We start from the raw sequence: 16,871 nt of genomic DNA, 5'->3' as shown, positions 1-16,871 counted from the left end.
CACCAGCCTACGAGGCCGGGTAGGTGGCCTTCAGTGCACCCGCGCTGGCCACGATCTTGCCCTTCTTGCCGGTGACCATGAGACCGGGCGTACGCGCCTTGCCGTTGGCGTCGGCCTCGATCTTCACCGTGCAGGTCTTCTTCTTGCCGGCGCACTTGAAGTCACCCGTCGGACGGTAGGTGATCGTCAGCTTCTGCTTGTCGGCGAGCCCCTCGACGTACGCCGACATGTAGGTGCACTTCGGGGTGTCCTTCGGGCAGGAGCGCTTGACCGGGTGCCACTCCAGGGTCGGTGCGGAGGCCTTGCCGCAGACCGCGGTCGGCTCGCCGGTGCGGACGGTGCCCCAGGCGTACGTCACCTTGGTGGTCGCCTGCACGCAGGCCTCGGTGCCGCCCTTGGCGACCGGCAGCGTGTAGGTGAGGTCGGGGTCCTCCTCTGTGGTCGGCTGGGCGGCGCCGTCGTCGATGGAGGCGATGCCGGAGGCGACCGCAGGGGCGGAGACCTTCAGCGTGACCTCGCGGTAGCCGGCGGTCGCGGTGCCGGTCGGCGCCTCCGGGGTGCGGGCGTAGCAGCTGTCCAGACCGGTGATCGCGGCGACGTTCTTGGCCGCGAGCTCCTCGTCGGTGAGCTTCAGGTCGGTGACCGCGAGCACGCCGGCGATCGCCGGGCGGCCCAGCTCGCGGAGGCAGCGCGGGTCGTGCAGCGTCCACGCGGAGGCGACCTGCCTGCTCCAGCTCCTCGAGCCGCCGTCCGCGCAGCCGAGCAGGGCGTCGTACCACTGCGCGCCGAGCGCCGAGGGCCACTCGCCGGTGTAGCTGAAACCGCGGCCGGCCCGGGCGACCACGCCGGCCTGGACCAGCCCGGCGCTGCCCTTCTCCTTGACCACGGCCTCTGCCGCGCAGCGGATCTGCTCCGGGTCGGCCCACGAGGGGGTGTCGCCGGTGAAGGTGAGCGTGCGCGCCACCGCCTTCTCGTCACCGCGCAGCGGACCGATCTCACCGGTGAAGTAGGCCCACGCGGAGGTGCCGAGAAATGCCATCCCCACCAGCACGCCGACGATCACGAGCCAGCGGAATGCCAGCCGGATCGGACGACCTCGGTCGCGCCGCCGACGCGGCAACGGCGGCAGCCCGAGCCGACGCCGACGCGCCTCCTCGGCCGCCGCGTTGGCGAGCTCGGTGGGTTTCGGTCGTTGCTGAGCGGTACTGCCGGTGGGGTCGGACATCTCACTCTTCCTCGAGACAGTTCAGCGAGGATCGTAGAGGGTAGTCGTTTCGGATACCCCCTGCCACTCCCTCGAGGTGGATCTGGAGACTGCGAGAGGGGACTACGTCCAGGTCGCCGCCGCCTTCAGCAGCCGTTCGATGGAGCCGTGGGTCCGCGTCGTCGCCACGCCACCGGTGGCTCGCTCCAGCTCGAAGGTGGGGCTCCCCGCGGTGTTGCGTGGTTTGCGGATCAGACTCAGAGCGATCCCGTCCTGGATCTGCAGCACGTCGACGTCGTCCTTGGCGTTGGTCCAGGGAGTCGACCAGCTCGGCTCCTTGCCGCCTCGGAAGAACGTCACGGTCTCGCGGTAGGTGTGGGGAGACAGGTGCCTCTCGAACACCCCCAGTGCCATCAGCGCTTCCAGATCCGCCAGCGGCCTCAGGAAGGCTGCGTCGTCGTACGCCGCAGCAGAGGCCAGCTCGGGGGCTGCCGCAGCCACGACTCTCTCGGGGTCGTCGGCCTCGAGCAGCACCGTTCCGTTCGTCTGGAACGACCTCACGCGCAGAGCACCGGCCCGCGCGAGCGAACCCTCGAGCTGTTCGCGCGTCGGTGACCCGGCATGACCGAGGTTGAGGTTTCGGTAGAAGACCGCATGCATCGGGTCATCGGCCTTCGTACAACGTCGTCCGCTCGCGTACCGCCCGTCCGATTCCCGCACCGATCTCCTCGAGCTCGGCGACGGTCTTGGCCGACCCGTGCTCGGAGCCGGCCATCCGGGAGATCGTCTCCTCCATCAGGGTGCCGCCGAGGTCGTTGGCACCGGCCTGGAGCATCGCCCGGGTGCCGTCGACGCCGAGCTTGACCCAGCTGGTCTGGATGCTGTCGATGCGGCCGTGGAGCATGATCCGAGCCATCGCGTGCACGGCGAGGTTGTCGCGCATCGTCGGGCCGGGGCGGGCGGCGCCGGCCAGGTAGATCGGCGCGCTGGTGTGCACGAAGGGGAGCGGGACGAACTCGGTGAACCCCGCGTTGCCGTGCTCGCGGGCCTTGTCCTGGATGCCGGCCAGCACCCGGAGGTGGCCGACCCAGTGGCGCGGGTTGTCGACGTGGCCGTACATCATCGTCGACGTCGTCGGGATGCCGACGCGGTGGGCCGTCGAGACGATCTCGATCCAGGTCTTCGCGGGCAGCTTGCCCTTGGTCAGCACCCAGCGGACCTCGTCGTCGAGGATCTCCGCGGCGGTGCCGGGCAGGCTGCCGAGGCCGGCCTCGCGCACCTTGATCAGGAAGTCCTCGATGGAGAGGCCGGTGCGGGCGGTGCCGTTGACGATCTCCATCGGGCTGAACGCGTGCACGTGCATCTCCGGCACCCGCTGCTTCACGGCCTGGACCAGGTCGAAGTAGGCAGTCGAGGGAAGCTCGGGGTCGATCCCGCCCTGCATGCAGACCTCGGTGGCGCCCAGGTTCCACGCCTCCTCGGCACGGTCGGCGACCTGGTCGAGATCGAGGGAGTACGCATCGGCGTCGGTGCGGCGCTGCGCGAAGGCGCAGAAGCGGCAGCCGACGTAGCAGACGTTGGTGAAGTTGATGTTGCGGTTGACGACGTAGGTCACCTCGTCGCCGTTGACCTCCTTGCGGAGGTCGTCGGCGAGCTTCGTGACCTGGCGCAGCAGGTCGCCCTCCGCGGTCATCAGGGTCAGCGCGTGCTCGTCGGAGAGGTTGCCGGGGTCACTCTCGGCCGCGCGCAGCGCCGCCATGCCTTCGCTGGTCGCGCCTCCGGTGGTCGAGCTGCCCGCGCCGCCCCCGCTGGTCTCGACACCGGCTCGCTGGCGCTCGCCGGGCTCGACCAGCGGTTGGCTGGTGGCCTTCGCCGCCTCGCGGACCGCGTCCCAGTCGCCGTAGACCGTCTCGAAGTCGTCGCGGCGGTCGTTGGTGCGGCCCTCGGTGTCGACGGCGGTGTGCAGGTCGGTGCGGCCGGCGGCGGTGAAGCCGCCGTCGGGCTCCTGCCACGGACGACCCTCGGGCCGGATGCCCTCGCGGGCGAGCCCGTCGGCGTCGGCGAGCGCCTCGACATGCCCGATCACCCGCGGGTCGATCCAGGACTGGCCGTCGCGCAGGGTGCCGCTGACGTACTCCGGGTGGACGGTCAGCCGTGGCCGCAGCGTGAAGCCGGCCTCGGCGGTCACCTCGCGCAGCGAGTCGAGCGAGGGCCAGGGGCGCTCGGGGTTGACGTGGTCGGGGGTGAGCGGCGAGACGCCGCCCCAGTCGTCGATGCCGGCGGCCAGCAGCGCCCGACACTCGTCGAGGTCGACCAGGTTGGGCGGCGCCTGCACCCGGGCTTTCGGCCCGAGGACGATGCGCGTGACGGCGATCGCCGCGAGGTACTCGTCCAGCCCGAGGTCGTCGACATGGCGCATCGCGGTCGAGGGCTTCGCGCGGAAGTTCTGCACGATCACCTCCTGCATCCCGGCGTACGCCTTGTGCACCTTGCGCAGCGCGAAGATCGTCTCCGCGCGCTCGGTGAGCGTCTCGCCGATGCCGACCAAGAGGCCGGAGGTGAACGGGATCGAGAGCCGGCCGGCGTCCTCGAGCACCCGCAACCGCACCGCCGGGTCCTTGTCGGGGGAACCGTAGTGGGCCTCGCCCTTGGTCTCGAAGAGGCGGCGGCTGGTGGTCTCCAGCATCATCCCCATCGAGGGCGAGACCGGCTTGAGCCGGTTCATCTCCTCCCAGGACATCACCCCGGGGTTGAGGTGGGGGAGCAGGCCGGTCTCCTCGAGCACCCGGATCGCCATCGCACGCACGTAGTCGAGGGTCGACTCGTAGCCGCGGCTCTCCAGCCACTCCTGCGCCTCGGGCCAGCGGTCCTCGGGGCGGTCGCCGAGGGTGAACAGGGCCTCCAGGCAGCCCAGCTTCGCGCCCTCGGCGGCGATCTCGAGGATCTCGTCGGGGCTCAGGAAGGGCTCGCGACCCTCGCGCGCCGCCTGGCCGGGCGTCTCCACGAACGTGCAGTAGTGGCACCGGTCCCGGCACAGCCTGGTGACCGGGATGAAGACCTTCGGCGAGTAGGTCACCGTCTCCGGTCTCCCCGCCGCGACCAGCCCGGCGTCGCGCACCTTCGCCGCGGCGGCGGTCAGCCGTCTCAGGTCGTCACCACCGGCCGCGAGGAGAGCCGAAGCCTCCGCCACGTCGAGGGTCGCGCCGCGTTCGGCCCGGGCCAGCGCCCGGCGGATCTGCTGAGGTGTCGGCTGCTCGCTCATCACCAGCAGCCTAGTAGGCGTCGCCCAGTTGTCGAACGGGTTGTCGATGGCTGGTCGCCGACCCGGCTAGTTCTCGATCTGGCTAGTTCTCGATCTGGGCGCTGGCGCCGGCGGTCTTGGCGACGAACCGGTCCTTCCAGTCCTGCGGGCCCGACCACTGCACGATCGCGCCGCGACCGTCACCGCCCGGGGTGCCGGGCCAGTCGCACTTGGCGTTCTTCGCGGGCGAGCACTTGCCGCCGTTGAGGGTGAGCTTCACCATGAACTTCTTGCCGGGCTGGAAGCCCTCGAAGTTGAGCTGCCAGGTGTTGCAGGCGATCTTGAGCTTCGTGTAGTCCTTGTCGGTGCACTTGTCGAGCTTGTCCCAGGTGAGCTTCTTCGGCTCGGCCTTGCCGCACGCCTCGGTGGCAGTGGCCTTCTGGGTGCCCCAGGCGAAGTCGACGGTGGTCTTGACCGACACGCAGCCCTCGACGCCGCCCTCGGTGACGGGGAGCTCGTAGCTGGAGCCCTTGAGCGCCTCGAAGCTGCCGCTGCCCTTCTTGGCGACCTCGATCTTCGACTCACCGCCGGGAGCGCTGGGGTCCTGGACGTCGAAGTCGACCTGCATGTAGGCGGGCTTCGGGGTCACCTTGGCTCCGAGCGCGTCCGCCTTGACGTAGCACCCGTCGAGCGCCTCGACGGCCTTGTCCTTGGCCGGACCGGCCGCGCCCGGGTCGTCGTCCTTGAGGAGGACCGATACGGCCAGGAGGCCGGCCATGGAGGTCTTGTCGACCTCCTTCTCCATGCAGCGGGTGTCGCCGACCTTCCAGTGGTCGCCGATCTCGGTCGACCAGGACTCGGTGCAGTCGAGCAGACCCTGGGTGAACTTCATCGCGTCGTCGGCGGGCCAGCTTCCGGTGTAGCTCCACTCGTCGCCGGCGTCCACGACGCCGTGGGAGCGCAGCTCGGCGGCCGGGACCTTCTCCACGAGCGTCTCCGACGCACAGGTCATCTGGTCCTCGGTGGCCCAGCCCGGCTTGGGTACGCCGCTGGCGATCGCCTCCGCGGCCTTGGCGTCGTCGCCGTGGAGGCCGAAGATGCCGAAGCCCTGGGTGAAGATGCCGACCCCGACGAGCAGGACGGCGGCGATGCCGCCGCCGACGATGGCGTAGAGCTTCTTCTTGTCGCCGCCGTCGCCCTGCCCGGCGCTGGAGTGGTGGGAGGGCAGCCACTCGGGCTGGTCGGTGCCCGTGCCGCCCGGGCCGGCTCCGGCCGCGGCAGCGGCTGCAGCGACCGGAGGAAGGTTCTTGCCGCTGTGGACGACGGTCGAGTCGGTCTCGTTGGCGACCGGCGCCGGAGGCGCGGGCGTCGGGGTGCCCTCGCCCGGACGCTTGACGACCGTCGGCTGGGCCTCGGCCTCGGGCACCGGGGTGCCGCCGCCGGAGGTGCCCCCGGAGCTGTTCGCGGTCGTGTCGTAGCTGGCGCCGGGGCGCGAGCCGAGGTCGGCAGCGCCTGCGCCGGCGACGTTGCCGATGACGCCGCCGCCGAGGCCGGCCTCCTCGAGCCGGTCGGCCGCCTTGTCGAGGGCCTTGGCCAGCTCGGACGCGGTGCGGTAGCGGTTCTCCGGCTTCTTCGCGAGCGCCTTCTGGATGATCGGGTTGATCAGGTCGGCGCCCGGCGTCGAGGCGGGCAGCCGCGGCACCGGGTTGTTGATGTGAGCGCTCATCAGCTCGAAGTCGGTGCCGGCGTAGGGCGCCTTGCCGGTCAGGCAGGCCCACAGCAGACAGCCCGCGGCGTAGATGTCACCCGCTGCGGTCGCCTGCTCGCCCATGTGACGCTCGGGCGACATGTAGGGCAGCGAGCCGACCACGGAGCCCGCGCGGGTGACGTTGGAGTCGCCCTCGGTCGCGATGCCGAAGTCGGTGAGGTAGGGGACGAGCTCGCCCTCCTGGCGCTCCCACAGCAGGACGTTGGAGGGCTTGACGTCGCGGTGCACGACCCCGGCGCGGTGGGCGTCGAAGAGCGCGTCGCTGACGTCGCCGACCAGGCGCAGGGCCGGCACGGTCTCCAGCGGGCCCTTGGTCTTCAGCCAGCCGTGAAGGTCACCGTCGGGTACGTACTCGGTGACCAGGTAGACGGTGCCCTCGACCTCGCCGTACTCGATGATCTGGACGATGTTGCGCGAGCGGAGCTTGGCCAGGATGTTGGCCTCCCGCTCGAAGCGGGTGATGAAGTCCTTGTCGACGGTGAGCGAGGGCAGCACCAGCTTCAGGGCGACCTTTCTGCGCAGCGCCGGGTCCTTCGCCTGGTAGACGACACCCATGCCACCCTGACCCAGGACCCGCTCGACCACATAGCGACCGAACTGTTCGCCTTCCTGGGGGAACGCAACCATCTCTTAGAACCTCGCCCTGATTTTTTAACCCGATTCCAGACCTCTGCCGAAACCCTAGCGTCCCGCCGACGATCGGCGTGCGGCAACGCCGCCCGGCGGACCAATTGTTGAACGCTAGTTCGGAAGCACGGCTTTCAGCCCGTCCACCTCGGCCGTGAACCGGTCCTTCCAGCCCTTCGGGGCCGTCCAGTTGGTCCAGGTGCCGCTCGGCTTGGTGACGAAGGCGGTGTCCTTGCACGACCCGGACGCCGAACGGCAGTTGCCACCGTTGAGCTTCAGCTTGATCGTGACCCGGTCGAAGAGCTTGTAGCCCTCGTAGTGGAGCGTCCACGAGTTGCACGGTGCGTACTTAGGCTGAGCACACTTCTTGTCCTTGGTCCACCACAGCCTGCGGTCCTTGGCCTTGCCGCAGGCCTTGTCCTCGCTGGTCTTCGTGGTGCCCCAGGGGTAGCTGATCGACGCCTCGAAGGTCGCGCATCCCTGCTGGCCACCCTCGCGGACGGGGATGTTGACCTTGCCGTTGGTGACGGGGGTCCACTCCGAGGAGTCGTCGGCCTTCGCCTTCAGGGTCACCTCGCTGCCCTCGACGGTGGGCGCCTTCACCGCGAAGTCGACGCCGAGGACCGCCGGGGTGGCGGTGGCGGTCGGTGCGCTCAGCTCGTCGCTCGCGTAGCACTCGTCGAGCGCCGAGACCGCCTTGTCGGCCTGCTTGTCGACGCCGGCGTCCTCGACCTCCATGTTCTGGCTGGTGATCAGGCCGGCCATCGCCTTCTCGTCGATGTCACCGAGGCAGCCGGTGTCGCTCAGCGCCCACTCCGAGCCGATGGCCTTGCTCCAGTCGTCGGCGCAGGAGAGCAGACCCTGGGAGTACGCGGTCGCCTGCGGTCCCTTCCACGAGCCGGTGTAGGTCACGGAGTCGCCGGAGACCTTGATCAGCCCGGCCTCGCGAAGCGCGTCGCTGCGCTCGTCCCTGACCAGCTTCTCGGCGGCACAGGTCGCGTTGCGATCCGAGGCCCAGGTCGGCTTCGGCGCCTCCGCGGCGATCGCGGTCACTGCCTTCTCGTCCTCCGCGCTCAGCGGACCGAAGCCCAGACGTCCGGTGAAGAACGCCCAGGCACCGGTGCCGAGCAGCGCGACGAGCACCACGGCACCGGCGGCGCCCAGGCCGATCAGCAGGCCCTTGTTGCTCTTCTTCGGCTGGTGGTGAGAGGGCAGATAACCCGATCCGTACGCCACCGGCGGCTGCCCCGCAGGAGGACCGTAGCCGCTGGGCGGCGCCACCGGCATCGCCGTCGTGGGAGGCGGCGGAGGCGGCGGTGTCGACGGGGGCCCGCTCGGGGGAGGCATGGTCGGGGGCGCGCTCGGCGGCGGGCTGAACGGAGGCGGAGGCGGGGGCGGGGGCGGAGGGGTCGGACCGGCGTTCGGGATCCGGGTCGCGTCGGGGTCGACGGGATTCGCCGGCTCAGGCGCCGGAGGCGGCGTCGGCCGCGGCGTCCCGGGTCTCGTCTTGTCCTGGTCCTCTGACCCCATGTCGCACGTCCTGCATTCAGTGAAGTGGAGCGACCGAGCCGAGCGACCCGAGTCGTAGGCACATCGTAAAGACAGTTGGCGAAAAGCGCATTCAGAACCCCTCAGGACGGCGAGGGCGGCGGATCTCGGGCACGTCCTGAGGCGGTACGTCATGCGGTCGGGGACCCTGCGGGCGCCACTGCTGCGGCGGCGACTGCTGCGGACGCCACTGCTGCGGAGGGGTGGCCCGGAGGTCGCGCGGCGGCCGCGGGCCGCGCATCGGCGGCGGCTGCCGGAGCTGCTCCTGGACCGGACGGACCGGACGGCTCGGCCGCACCGGCCCGAAGGACGGCGCGGCCGGGACGGCGGCATCCGCCTGTCCGCGCGCGAGCCTGCTGGGCCACCAGATGACGTCGCCGAGGTCGAGGTTGATGGCGGTGACGAGGATCGAGCGGACGACGAGGGTGTCGAGCAGCACGCCCAGCGCGATCGCCAGACCGATCTCGATGAAGCTCACGTGCGGCAGCGTGGTGAGCACCGCGAAGGTCGCGGCGAGGACGATGCCGGCGCTGGTGATGACGCCGCCGGTCGCGGAGAGCGCGACGAGCGAGGCGCGCCGGGTGTCGCCGTGCTCGACGACCTCCTCGCGGACCCGGTGCATCAGGAAGATGTTGTAGTCGATGCCGAGCGCGACCAGGAAGACGAAGACGAACAGCGGGAACTCACGTCCCTGCCCGGCGAAGCCCATCGCGTCGAAGATGACCGCGGAGAGGCCCAGGGCCGCGCCGAAGCTGAGCACGACCGTGGCCATCAGCAGGACCGGGGAGAGCACCGAGCGGAGCAGGATCATCAAGATGATCAGCACCAGACCCAGCACCAGCGGCATCACGACCTTGGTGTCCCGGTCGGTCGCCGAGGCCATGTCGAGCTGGATGGCGGCCGTGCCGGTCGCCAGCGCGTCGGCGCCGTCGACGTCGTGGACGACGCTGCGTACGTCCTCGACGGCGTCGAACGACGCCTTCGACATCGGGTCGGTGGAGAGCGGCACCGCGGTCAGCGCGATCTCGTGGCTGCCGTCGGTCACCGGGGTCACGCCCTCGTAACCGGCCGCCGTGAGCGCCGCGACGACCTCCTTCTCGGTGCCGGGTGCGGAGACGACCTGGATCGGGCTGGAGGGGTCCCCGAGATCGTGCTCCTCGAGCACCCGGTCGCCGACCAGCGAGGGGAAGTCCTTGGTGTAGGTCTCCGAGCTGTCCAACGTGGTGATGTTGAGCATCGAGAGACCAGCACAGCAGGCGAGCAGCGCTGCGGCGGTGCCGATCCAGACCTTCCGCGGCCGCACCCGGATCCACTCGCCGAGCCGCGTCCAGACGCGGCCCGTCTTCGCAGTCGTCGCGCCGTACGTGGGCTTGACCGGCCAGAACACCCAGCGGCCGGTGATCACCAGCAGTGCCGGGAGCAGGGTGAGCATCACGATCAGGCCGGCGACGATGCCGATCGCGCAGACGGGGCCGAGGCTGGCGGTCGAGCCCATGGTGGCGACCATCAGGCCGAGCATCCCGACCGTCACGGTGCCGGCCGAGGCGATGATCGCGGGCGCGGACCCGCGCAGCGCCACCGCCATGGCCCGGTGCCGATCCTCGTGGCGGGCGAGCTCCTCGCGGTATCTGGCGATGAGCAGCAGCGCGTAGTCGGTGCCGGCGCCGAAGACGAGCACGTCGAGGATGGCCCGGTTCATCTGGTTGAGGGTGAGCCCGGCGTACTTCGCGCAGAGGTAGACGACGCCCATCGAGACGACGAGCGCGACCAGCACCGAGACGAGCGGGAGGAACCACAGCACCGGGCTGCGGTAGGTGATCAGCAGGATCACGATCACCACGCCCGCGGCGGCGTAGAGCAGGGCACCACTGATCCCGGCGCCCGCCTCCATCTGGTCGGCGGTGGAGCCGCCCGAGCCGCCGATGTAGACGTCGACGCCTTCGATCTTCGTCATCTCGACGAGGTCGTCGCGCAGGTCGAGCAGAGCGGTCGCGTCGTCGTCGGCGTAGTTGACGACCAGCGAGACGGTGGCGACCTCACCGTCCGCGGAGACCAGACCCTGCTTCTGGCCCTTCTTCTCGCCGGTCGGGTAGGCGATCGACGGCATGACCGTCGACTCACCCGGTGATCGAGCTTGCCGAGAACCCGCCTGCTGGCTCGTCACCCCGTCGAGCGCCGCGATCTCGGGGATCTGCAGCACGATCGAGGTGTAGTCGGACTTCGTCAGCCCGCCCTCGCGGTGGTAGACGATCGTCGTGGTCAGGTCGTCGGGGTCCTGCACCTTGGCGAGCTCGTCGATCGCCTTGGTCGACTCCGCGTTGGCCGGGAGCCAGTCGGAGTTGTCGTGGGACTCGACATCGCCCAGCTTGCCGGTGAGCGGGCCCATCAGGACCAGCATCACCAGCCAGAAGCCGAGCACGACCCATTTGGTGACGGGTCCGGTGATGACGCCCACGATCCCGCCCGAGAGCCCGCCCAAGATCCGCTCAGCCATGCGTCAATGCAACCAATGCCCATGGGGGCAGCGGCGAAGCGGGAGGTACGGGCCTGCTGTGGGTGTGCGCGAGTTCACAGCCAGAGGCTGTCAGCTCAGCCACTCCTTGACCCGGCCGATGGCAGCGAGACCGTCCGTGCCGAAGGCGGGGGTGACCTGGAGGCTGGTCACGCCGGCCTCCTGGAACGCCGCGATCCGCTCCTTGACGAACGACTCCGGGCCGACCAGGTTACCGGCCTCGAGCCACGCCTCGGGCACCTCGGCCTCGGCGTCCCGCTTGTGACCGTCGAGGTAGAGGTCCTGGATCTTCTTGGCCGCGTCGCCGAAGCCGTACTTCACGGCCATGTCGTTGTAGAAGTTCTTGCCGCGAGCGCCCATGCCGCCGACGTAGAGCGCGATCAGGCCGCGCATCGAGTCGCGGTGGCGCTTGATCTCCTCGGCGTCGTCGGTGATCGCGAGCAGGCCGCCGGCGGAGATCTCCAGCGGCTTCAGGTCTGCGGAGCGCTTGGCCAGGCCCTTGTCGATGGCCTCGCCCCAGACGTCGCGGGCCTTGTCGGGCAGGAACTGGAACGGCAGCCAGCCGTCGGCGACCTCGGCGGTCATCGCGACGTTCTTGTCGCCCAGCGCGGCCACCCAGATCGGGGTGTCGGCACGCTCGGGCTTGTTGAGCAGCTTGAGCGGCTTGCCGAGGCCGGTGCCCTGGTCGGCCGGGAGCGGGAGCTTGTAGAGACCGTCGCTCTGCAGCTTCTCGCCGCGCAGGCCGGAGCGGAGCAGGCCGATGATCTCGCGGGTGCGGGTCATCGGCTTGTCGTACGCCACCCCGTGGAAGCCCTCGATGACCTGCGGTCCGCTCGCGCCGAGGCCGAGGATCGCGCGGCCGCCGGAGACGTTGTCGAGACCGGCCGCGGTCTGGAGCAGCGCGCCCGGCGTACGGCTGTAGATGTTGAGAATGCCGGCACCGAGCTCGACCGTCTCGGTCTTCGCGGCCAGGTAGCCGAGCAGGGAGACCGCGTCGAAGCCGTACGGCTCGGCGACCCAGAGCTGGTCGAGGCCCGCCTTCTCCAGGCCGACCACCTGGTCTGCGGTCTCGCGGGGGTTGCCGAAGTAGGTCAAAGGCATCGCAAGCTTCATGCCGAGGAGAGTACGGCGGTCGAGCTTGTCGAGACCACCCCGGCCGGTAGGTTGGCCATGTGACGGAGATCAGGTTCGGATACAAGGCGTCCAACGAGCAGTTCGCACCGACGGAGCTGCTGAACTACGGCGTGATGGCGGAGGAGCAGGGTTTCGACTCGGTCTTCATCTCCGACCATCTCCAGCCCTGGCGGCACGACGGCGGGCATGCGCCGTTCGCGATGACCTGGCTGGGCGCGCTCGGCGCGCGCACGGAGCGGATCGTGATGGGCACCTCGGTGCTCACCCCGACCTTCCGCTATCACCCGGCCATCGTCGCCCAGTCCTTCGCGACCCTCGGCTCGCTCTTCCCCGAGCGCGTCGTGCTCGGCATGGGCACCGGCGAGGCCATGAACGAGGCCCCGCTGGGTGTCGAGTGGCCCGAGGGCAAGGTGCGCTTCGCGCGGTTCCGCGAGGCGGTGCGAGTGATCAAGAAGCTCTGGTCGGAGGACCGGGTCACCTTCGAGGGCGACTACTACCAGCTCGACCGGGCGACCATCTACGACAAGCCCTCCACCCCCGTCCCGATCTACCTGGCGGGCTCCGGCCCGGCGGCCACGAAGTACGCCGGCCGCGCCGGTGACGGCTACATCACCACCTCCGGCAAGGGCGCCGAGCTCTACACCGACACCCTGCTCCCCGCGGTGCGCAACGGCATCGAGCTCTCCGACCGCAAGCCGGAGGACGTCGACATGATGATCGAGGTCAAGGTCTCCTTCGACCACGATCTCGAGCAGGCGATGGAGGCCACCCGCTTCTGGGGCGCCCTCGGTCTCAGCCCCGAGCAGAAGCACTCCGTCGAGGACCCGGTGGAGATGCAGCGCCTCGCCGACGCGCTGCCGACCGAGGCCACCGCGAAGCGCTTCATCGTCTCCACCGACCCCGACGAGCACGTCGCCCGGATCAAGGAATACCTCGACATGGGCTTCACCCACCTCGTCTTCCACGCGCCCGGGCCGGACCAGGCGAAGTTCCTCAAGCTCTACGGCGAGGAGATCCTGCCGAAGCTCCGCGCTCTCGGCTGAGGCGCACGCGGTCCGGACATGACCAGGGCCCCGGTCCGGGAGTCGGTGACCGGGGCCCTGGGAGGACCGCCCCACATACGGGGTACGCCGTGCGGATGCGTGGCGTTGCACCTTTTTGCGTGGCTTCTAGATTTTTCTCGGCCGGATGAGCGGCCAGGACGTACACACGATCACCGGCACCTGGCTCAACGTGACCAGCGGGATGTTTCCGGGCTGATCGGGTTAAGGTTCCCGGCATGTCTTGGACCAGGGGTGAGCCGCTCACCGACGTTCATCGGGAGCGGCTCATCGCCGCCGGGCTCGCGCCGGAGGTGCTCACCGGGCTCGAGCTGCGCGAGATCACCGGCCCGCTGCCGGAGTGGTGGCACGAGGGCGGCAACGCGCTCTACCTGCGCGACGGCTTCCCGCTCGACGAGCGGCTGATCGACCTGCTCGGCTTCTACCCGTTCTCGGACGCGCTGATCGTGATCGCGACCGACATCACCTCGATGCAGGCGCTGCTGGTCGGTGGCGACCGGCCGACGATCTTCATCGGCCCCGACACGAGCATGGTCTGGGGCGAGGTCTACTGCGGCGGCGACTCCGCGGTGATCCTCTCCGGCGGCCTCGTCGCCACCTCCCGCGCACAGATCGACGCCCGCAACGGCGGCTCGATCGTCACCGCCCCCGACCAGCTCTGGGCCGCGAACGTCTACGTCGCCACCGACGACATGCACCGGCTCGAGGACGCCGAGACGGGGCAGCGGATCAATCCGTACGGCGCGACGATCCGCTTCGGCGAGCACGTCTGGCTCGGCCGTGACGCCATCGTCACCGGTCACGTCGAGATCGGCGACGGGGCTGTGGTCGGGATGCGCAGCATGGTCCGCAACCAGAAGGTCGAGCCGCGTACGGCCGTGGCCGGCGTCCCGGCCAGGCTGATCCGCGAGAACGTCGCCTGGTCCGGCGAGGACACTCCCTGACGCTCGCCGGGTGAACCGAACGGTCCGCTGGTCGTCACGTCCCGTTCATGTCGCGCCTGCTGGGGCGTCGCCGGCGGAACGCACGCTGGCGTCATGGCACCGGCTCACCGCCCACTCGTCATCGGCCATCGCGGAGCACCCGGCTATCTGCCGGAGCACTCCCTCGACTCCTACCGACTGGCGCTCCGCCTCGGCGTCGACGCGCTCGAGACCGATGTCGTGATGACCCGCGACGGCGCGCTCGTGCTCAGACACGAGAACGAGCTCAGCCGCACCACGGACGTGGCCTCGCGCGCGGAGTTCGCGGGGCGGCGTACCACGAAGGTCATCGGCGGCAAGCGCTGGACCGGCTGGTTCACCGAGGACTTCACCCTGGCTGAGCTGGCCGGCCTCGGGGCGCCGACCACCGACCACCCGATCATCACCCTCGACACGCTGCTCCTGCTCGTCGCCGAGGAGTCGCGGCGCCGCGGCCGACGAGTCGGGCTGCACGTCGAGGTCAAGCACCCGACCCACTTCGCCTCCATCGGCCTGCCCGTCACCGACGTCCTCCTGAAGACGCTCGCCGACCACGGCGTCGACGGTTGGAGTGCGCTGCCCGGGCTGCCGACGCAGCGACTGTGGCTGCAGAGCTTCGACGCCGCGTGGGTGCGGGAGATGAGCAGCCGCACCGATCTGCCGCTGGTGCAGCTCGTCGACAAGCGCTGGGGTGCGGTCGACTGCGCGGAGATCGCGACGTACGCTCAGGCCATCGGCCCCAAGAAGTCGATGGTTCGCAAGAAGGGCCAGCCGCCGACCGGACTCGCAGACGAGGCCCATCGGCACGGCCTGCAGGTCTTCGTGTGGACCCTCAAGGCAGGCCGTGACCAGGCGAACCGCCTCTTCGAGGCAGGCGTCGACGGGGTCTTCGCCGACTACCCGGACCGTCCGATCGCCGCACTGGCCGAGATCACCCGGACGTACGCCGCCTGAGGGCCCGTCATGCCCACTATGGTTCGGGCATGCCGCCCCAGAATATGGACCGTGCGGTCCTGATCGCTGCTCGCACGGTGCTGCTCAGGGATGCCCGCGCGACCATGGCCGCGATCGCCGAGGAGGCCGGGATGGGCGTGGCCGGCCTCTACCGCCGCTACGCGAACAAGCAGACCCTGCTCCAGGCCGTCGCCGCTGACAACTACCGCCGCTACGTAGCCTTCGCCGAGGCCGCACTGAGCGACACCGACGACCCCTGGCACGCCTTCACGGACTTCCTCCGTCACGTGCTCGACGAGGGCCTCCCGCGCCTCACCGTCGCCCTCCGCGGCGAGGTCACCTTCGACCAGCGGTTGTCGGACCTGGACAAGCTCGCCGTCAACACCACCAACCGCCTCCTCCGCGCCGCCCGAGGCAGCGGCGCCCTCCGCCCCGAAGTCACCCGCGCCGACATCACCGTCCTCCTCGAGCAGCTAGGCCGCATCGACGTAGGAGACGACGTACGCAGCGCCGCCCTCCGCCGCCGCTACCTCACCCTCGTCTGCGACGGCCTCCGCGCCGACTCCGCCACCCGCCGCCTCCCCGGCCCACCCCCGCACGAAGCTGAGCTGCTGGGGCGCTGGGCTTGATCTGGCCCCGGCGGTCGAGCTTGTCGAGGCCTGAGCCCCCGGTGGTCGAGCTTGTCGAGACCACTGTGCGTGCGGACATCGCCAAGCGGCTGTGTTTTCGTTCCCAGGTTCGCCGCCGACCCGATCTCTGAGTGTTTCTCGATCGCGCGCCGCGTCAAGGACGCCCTTCGGGCGCCGGCTTCGCCGGCCGCTTTGCGGTCCTTGACCCGGCACCCGATCGAGAAGAGATTCCGCCTATATCGGGGCGGCGGCGAGGGGTGTGGCGCGGGCGAGATAAGACTTCAGAAGTGCCAGCGATTGAGAGGCGCGGGGACCCCTCGCTCCCGCTGGTCGAGCCGCTGGAGCCCCTGAGCGGAGGCGTGTCGAGACCAACACAGCCCCTTCCCATCGATGGCGTCGAGGTCCAAACACCGGAGGTCGAGCTTGTCGCCCCCGCCTTCGAGGACACGCCCGGCCCCGGTGGTCGAGCCTGTCGAGACCCAGCGTCCCGGTGGCGTCCCGGTGGTCGAGCTTGTCGAGACCATCCTCTGCGAAAGATCAGCCCGGTGACCCGCACAAGACCGGCCGCCGGCGTTGCTCGAAGCGGGGTCCCGACAAGCTCGACCACTGATGGGTCGCGGCACGGCGTTGCCGCGCGCGGGTCAGCTGTCAGCGCGCCGGGTGAACCGGATCTGGCCGTCCGGCAGCCGGTCATAGGTGTACTTCGGATCGTGGATCCGGTGATGATCACTCGGACACAGCAAGACCATGTTCGCGAGGTCTGTCTTGCCGCCTTCGCCCCACGGATTCAGGTGATGCGCTTCGGTCCAAGCGGCTGGTGCGTCGCAATCCTCTGCCTGACAGCACTTGTCTCTCAGCCGTAGTGCGCGGTGTTGGATCGGGTGCGCCAGCCGGGCGGTGCGACCGAGGTCGAGAATCTCCGAGTCCGTGCCCAACACGACCGGGACCAGGTCGGCGTTGCAGGCCATCCGGCGGGCTTCGGCGGCGGTGATCTTGTCGCCGTCGAAGCCGAGGGAGGCGGTGGCGAGGTCCTTGCGGAGCTCGTCGAGGCTCATGGTCACGAAGACTGTGGTGGCGTGGCCACCATGACGCGGCAGCTGGTCGACGTCGTAGGTCTCGATGACCCGCGCGAAGGCCTGACCCAGCAGTCGGTCATAGGGGGCTTTGCGGCCCTTCTCTTCTGCGGACCACTTCCGCGGCTGAGCCAGGGAGTCCAGCATCGTCCGCAACC

12 protein-coding genes are annotated in these 16,871 nt (G+C 69.9%); 4 read left to right on the top strand and 8 right to left on the bottom strand.

Annotated elements, in window-relative coordinates:
• Positions 1-7: 7 nt before the first annotated feature.
• From IEY81_RS21770 to IEY81_RS21740, 7 genes are all read right to left on the bottom strand, one after another.
• Positions 8-1,225, bottom strand: a complete 1,218-nt coding sequence (locus IEY81_RS21770) for a hypothetical protein (RefSeq protein WP_189120595.1) — start codon at positions 1,223-1,225, stop codon at positions 8-10.
• A gap of 102 nt (positions 1,226-1,327) precedes the next feature.
• The gene (locus tag IEY81_RS21765; protein WP_189120594.1) at positions 1,328-1,864 is read right to left on the bottom strand and encodes a DUF1697 domain-containing protein; all 537 of its coding nucleotides are present in this window, start codon (positions 1,862-1,864) and stop codon (positions 1,328-1,330) included.
• 4 nt (positions 1,865-1,868) lie between these two features.
• The gene (locus IEY81_RS21760; protein WP_189120593.1) at positions 1,869-4,466 is read right to left on the bottom strand and encodes a bifunctional FO biosynthesis protein CofGH; all 2,598 of its coding nucleotides are present in this window, start codon (positions 4,464-4,466) and stop codon (positions 1,869-1,871) included.
• 82 nt (positions 4,467-4,548) lie between these two features.
• Positions 4,549-6,840 carry a serine/threonine protein kinase gene (locus tag IEY81_RS21755; protein WP_189120592.1) on the bottom strand — a complete coding sequence of 764 codons (2,292 nt, stop codon included), beginning with the start codon at positions 6,838-6,840 and terminating at the stop codon, positions 4,549-4,551.
• Between the two features lie 114 nt (positions 6,841-6,954).
• Positions 6,955-8,121 (bottom strand): flagellar basal body-associated FliL family protein, encoded by a 1,167-nt coding sequence (locus tag IEY81_RS21750; protein WP_189120591.1) that lies wholly within the window; start codon positions 8,119-8,121, stop codon positions 6,955-6,957.
• Positions 8,122-8,461: 340 nt separating this feature from the next.
• Positions 8,462-10,882: an MMPL family transporter gene (locus IEY81_RS21745; protein ID WP_189120590.1), complete on the bottom strand. Its 2,421-nt coding sequence runs from the start codon at positions 10,880-10,882 to the stop codon at positions 8,462-8,464.
• A 90-nt stretch (positions 10,883-10,972) separates the two neighbouring features.
• Positions 10,973-12,013: an LLM class F420-dependent oxidoreductase gene (locus tag IEY81_RS21740; protein ID WP_189120589.1), complete on the bottom strand. Its 1,041-nt coding sequence runs from the start codon at positions 12,011-12,013 to the stop codon at positions 10,973-10,975.
• Between the two features lie 59 nt (positions 12,014-12,072).
• Between IEY81_RS21740 and fgd the strand changes: the two genes are divergently transcribed.
• The 4 genes from fgd to IEY81_RS21720 all read left to right on the top strand — a co-directional run bounded on the left by fgd (position 12,073) and on the right by IEY81_RS21720 (position 15,640).
• The gene (gene fgd / locus IEY81_RS21735) at positions 12,073-13,077 is read left to right on the top strand and encodes a glucose-6-phosphate dehydrogenase (coenzyme-F420) (protein WP_189120588.1); all 1,005 of its coding nucleotides are present in this window, start codon (positions 12,073-12,075) and stop codon (positions 13,075-13,077) included.
• A gap of 236 nt (positions 13,078-13,313) precedes the next feature.
• Positions 13,314-14,039, top strand: a complete 726-nt coding sequence (locus tag IEY81_RS21730; RefSeq protein ID WP_189120587.1) for an acyltransferase — start codon at positions 13,314-13,316, stop codon at positions 14,037-14,039.
• Positions 14,040-14,132: 93 nt separating this feature from the next.
• Complete coding sequence (locus IEY81_RS21725) at positions 14,133-15,011, top strand: glycerophosphodiester phosphodiesterase family protein (protein WP_189120586.1); 879 nt, start codon at positions 14,133-14,135, stop codon at positions 15,009-15,011.
• A gap of 29 nt (positions 15,012-15,040) precedes the next feature.
• Positions 15,041-15,640 (top strand): TetR/AcrR family transcriptional regulator, encoded by a 600-nt coding sequence (locus IEY81_RS21720; RefSeq protein WP_189120585.1) that lies wholly within the window; start codon positions 15,041-15,043, stop codon positions 15,638-15,640.
• 641 nt (positions 15,641-16,281) lie between these two features.
• Here IEY81_RS21720 and IEY81_RS21715 read toward each other — a convergent pair.
• On the bottom strand, positions 16,282-16,871 hold a 590-nt coding region (locus tag IEY81_RS21715; protein WP_189120584.1), incomplete at its 5' end, for an HNH endonuclease signature motif containing protein.

The sequence above is a fragment of the Nocardioides luteus genome, assembly GCF_014648595.1.
GTDB lineage: Bacteria > Actinomycetota > Actinomycetes > Propionibacteriales > Nocardioidaceae > Nocardioides > Nocardioides luteus.
Note: the sequence above shows the minus strand (reverse complement) of the source record. Positions and strands in the feature narration are given on the sequence as shown.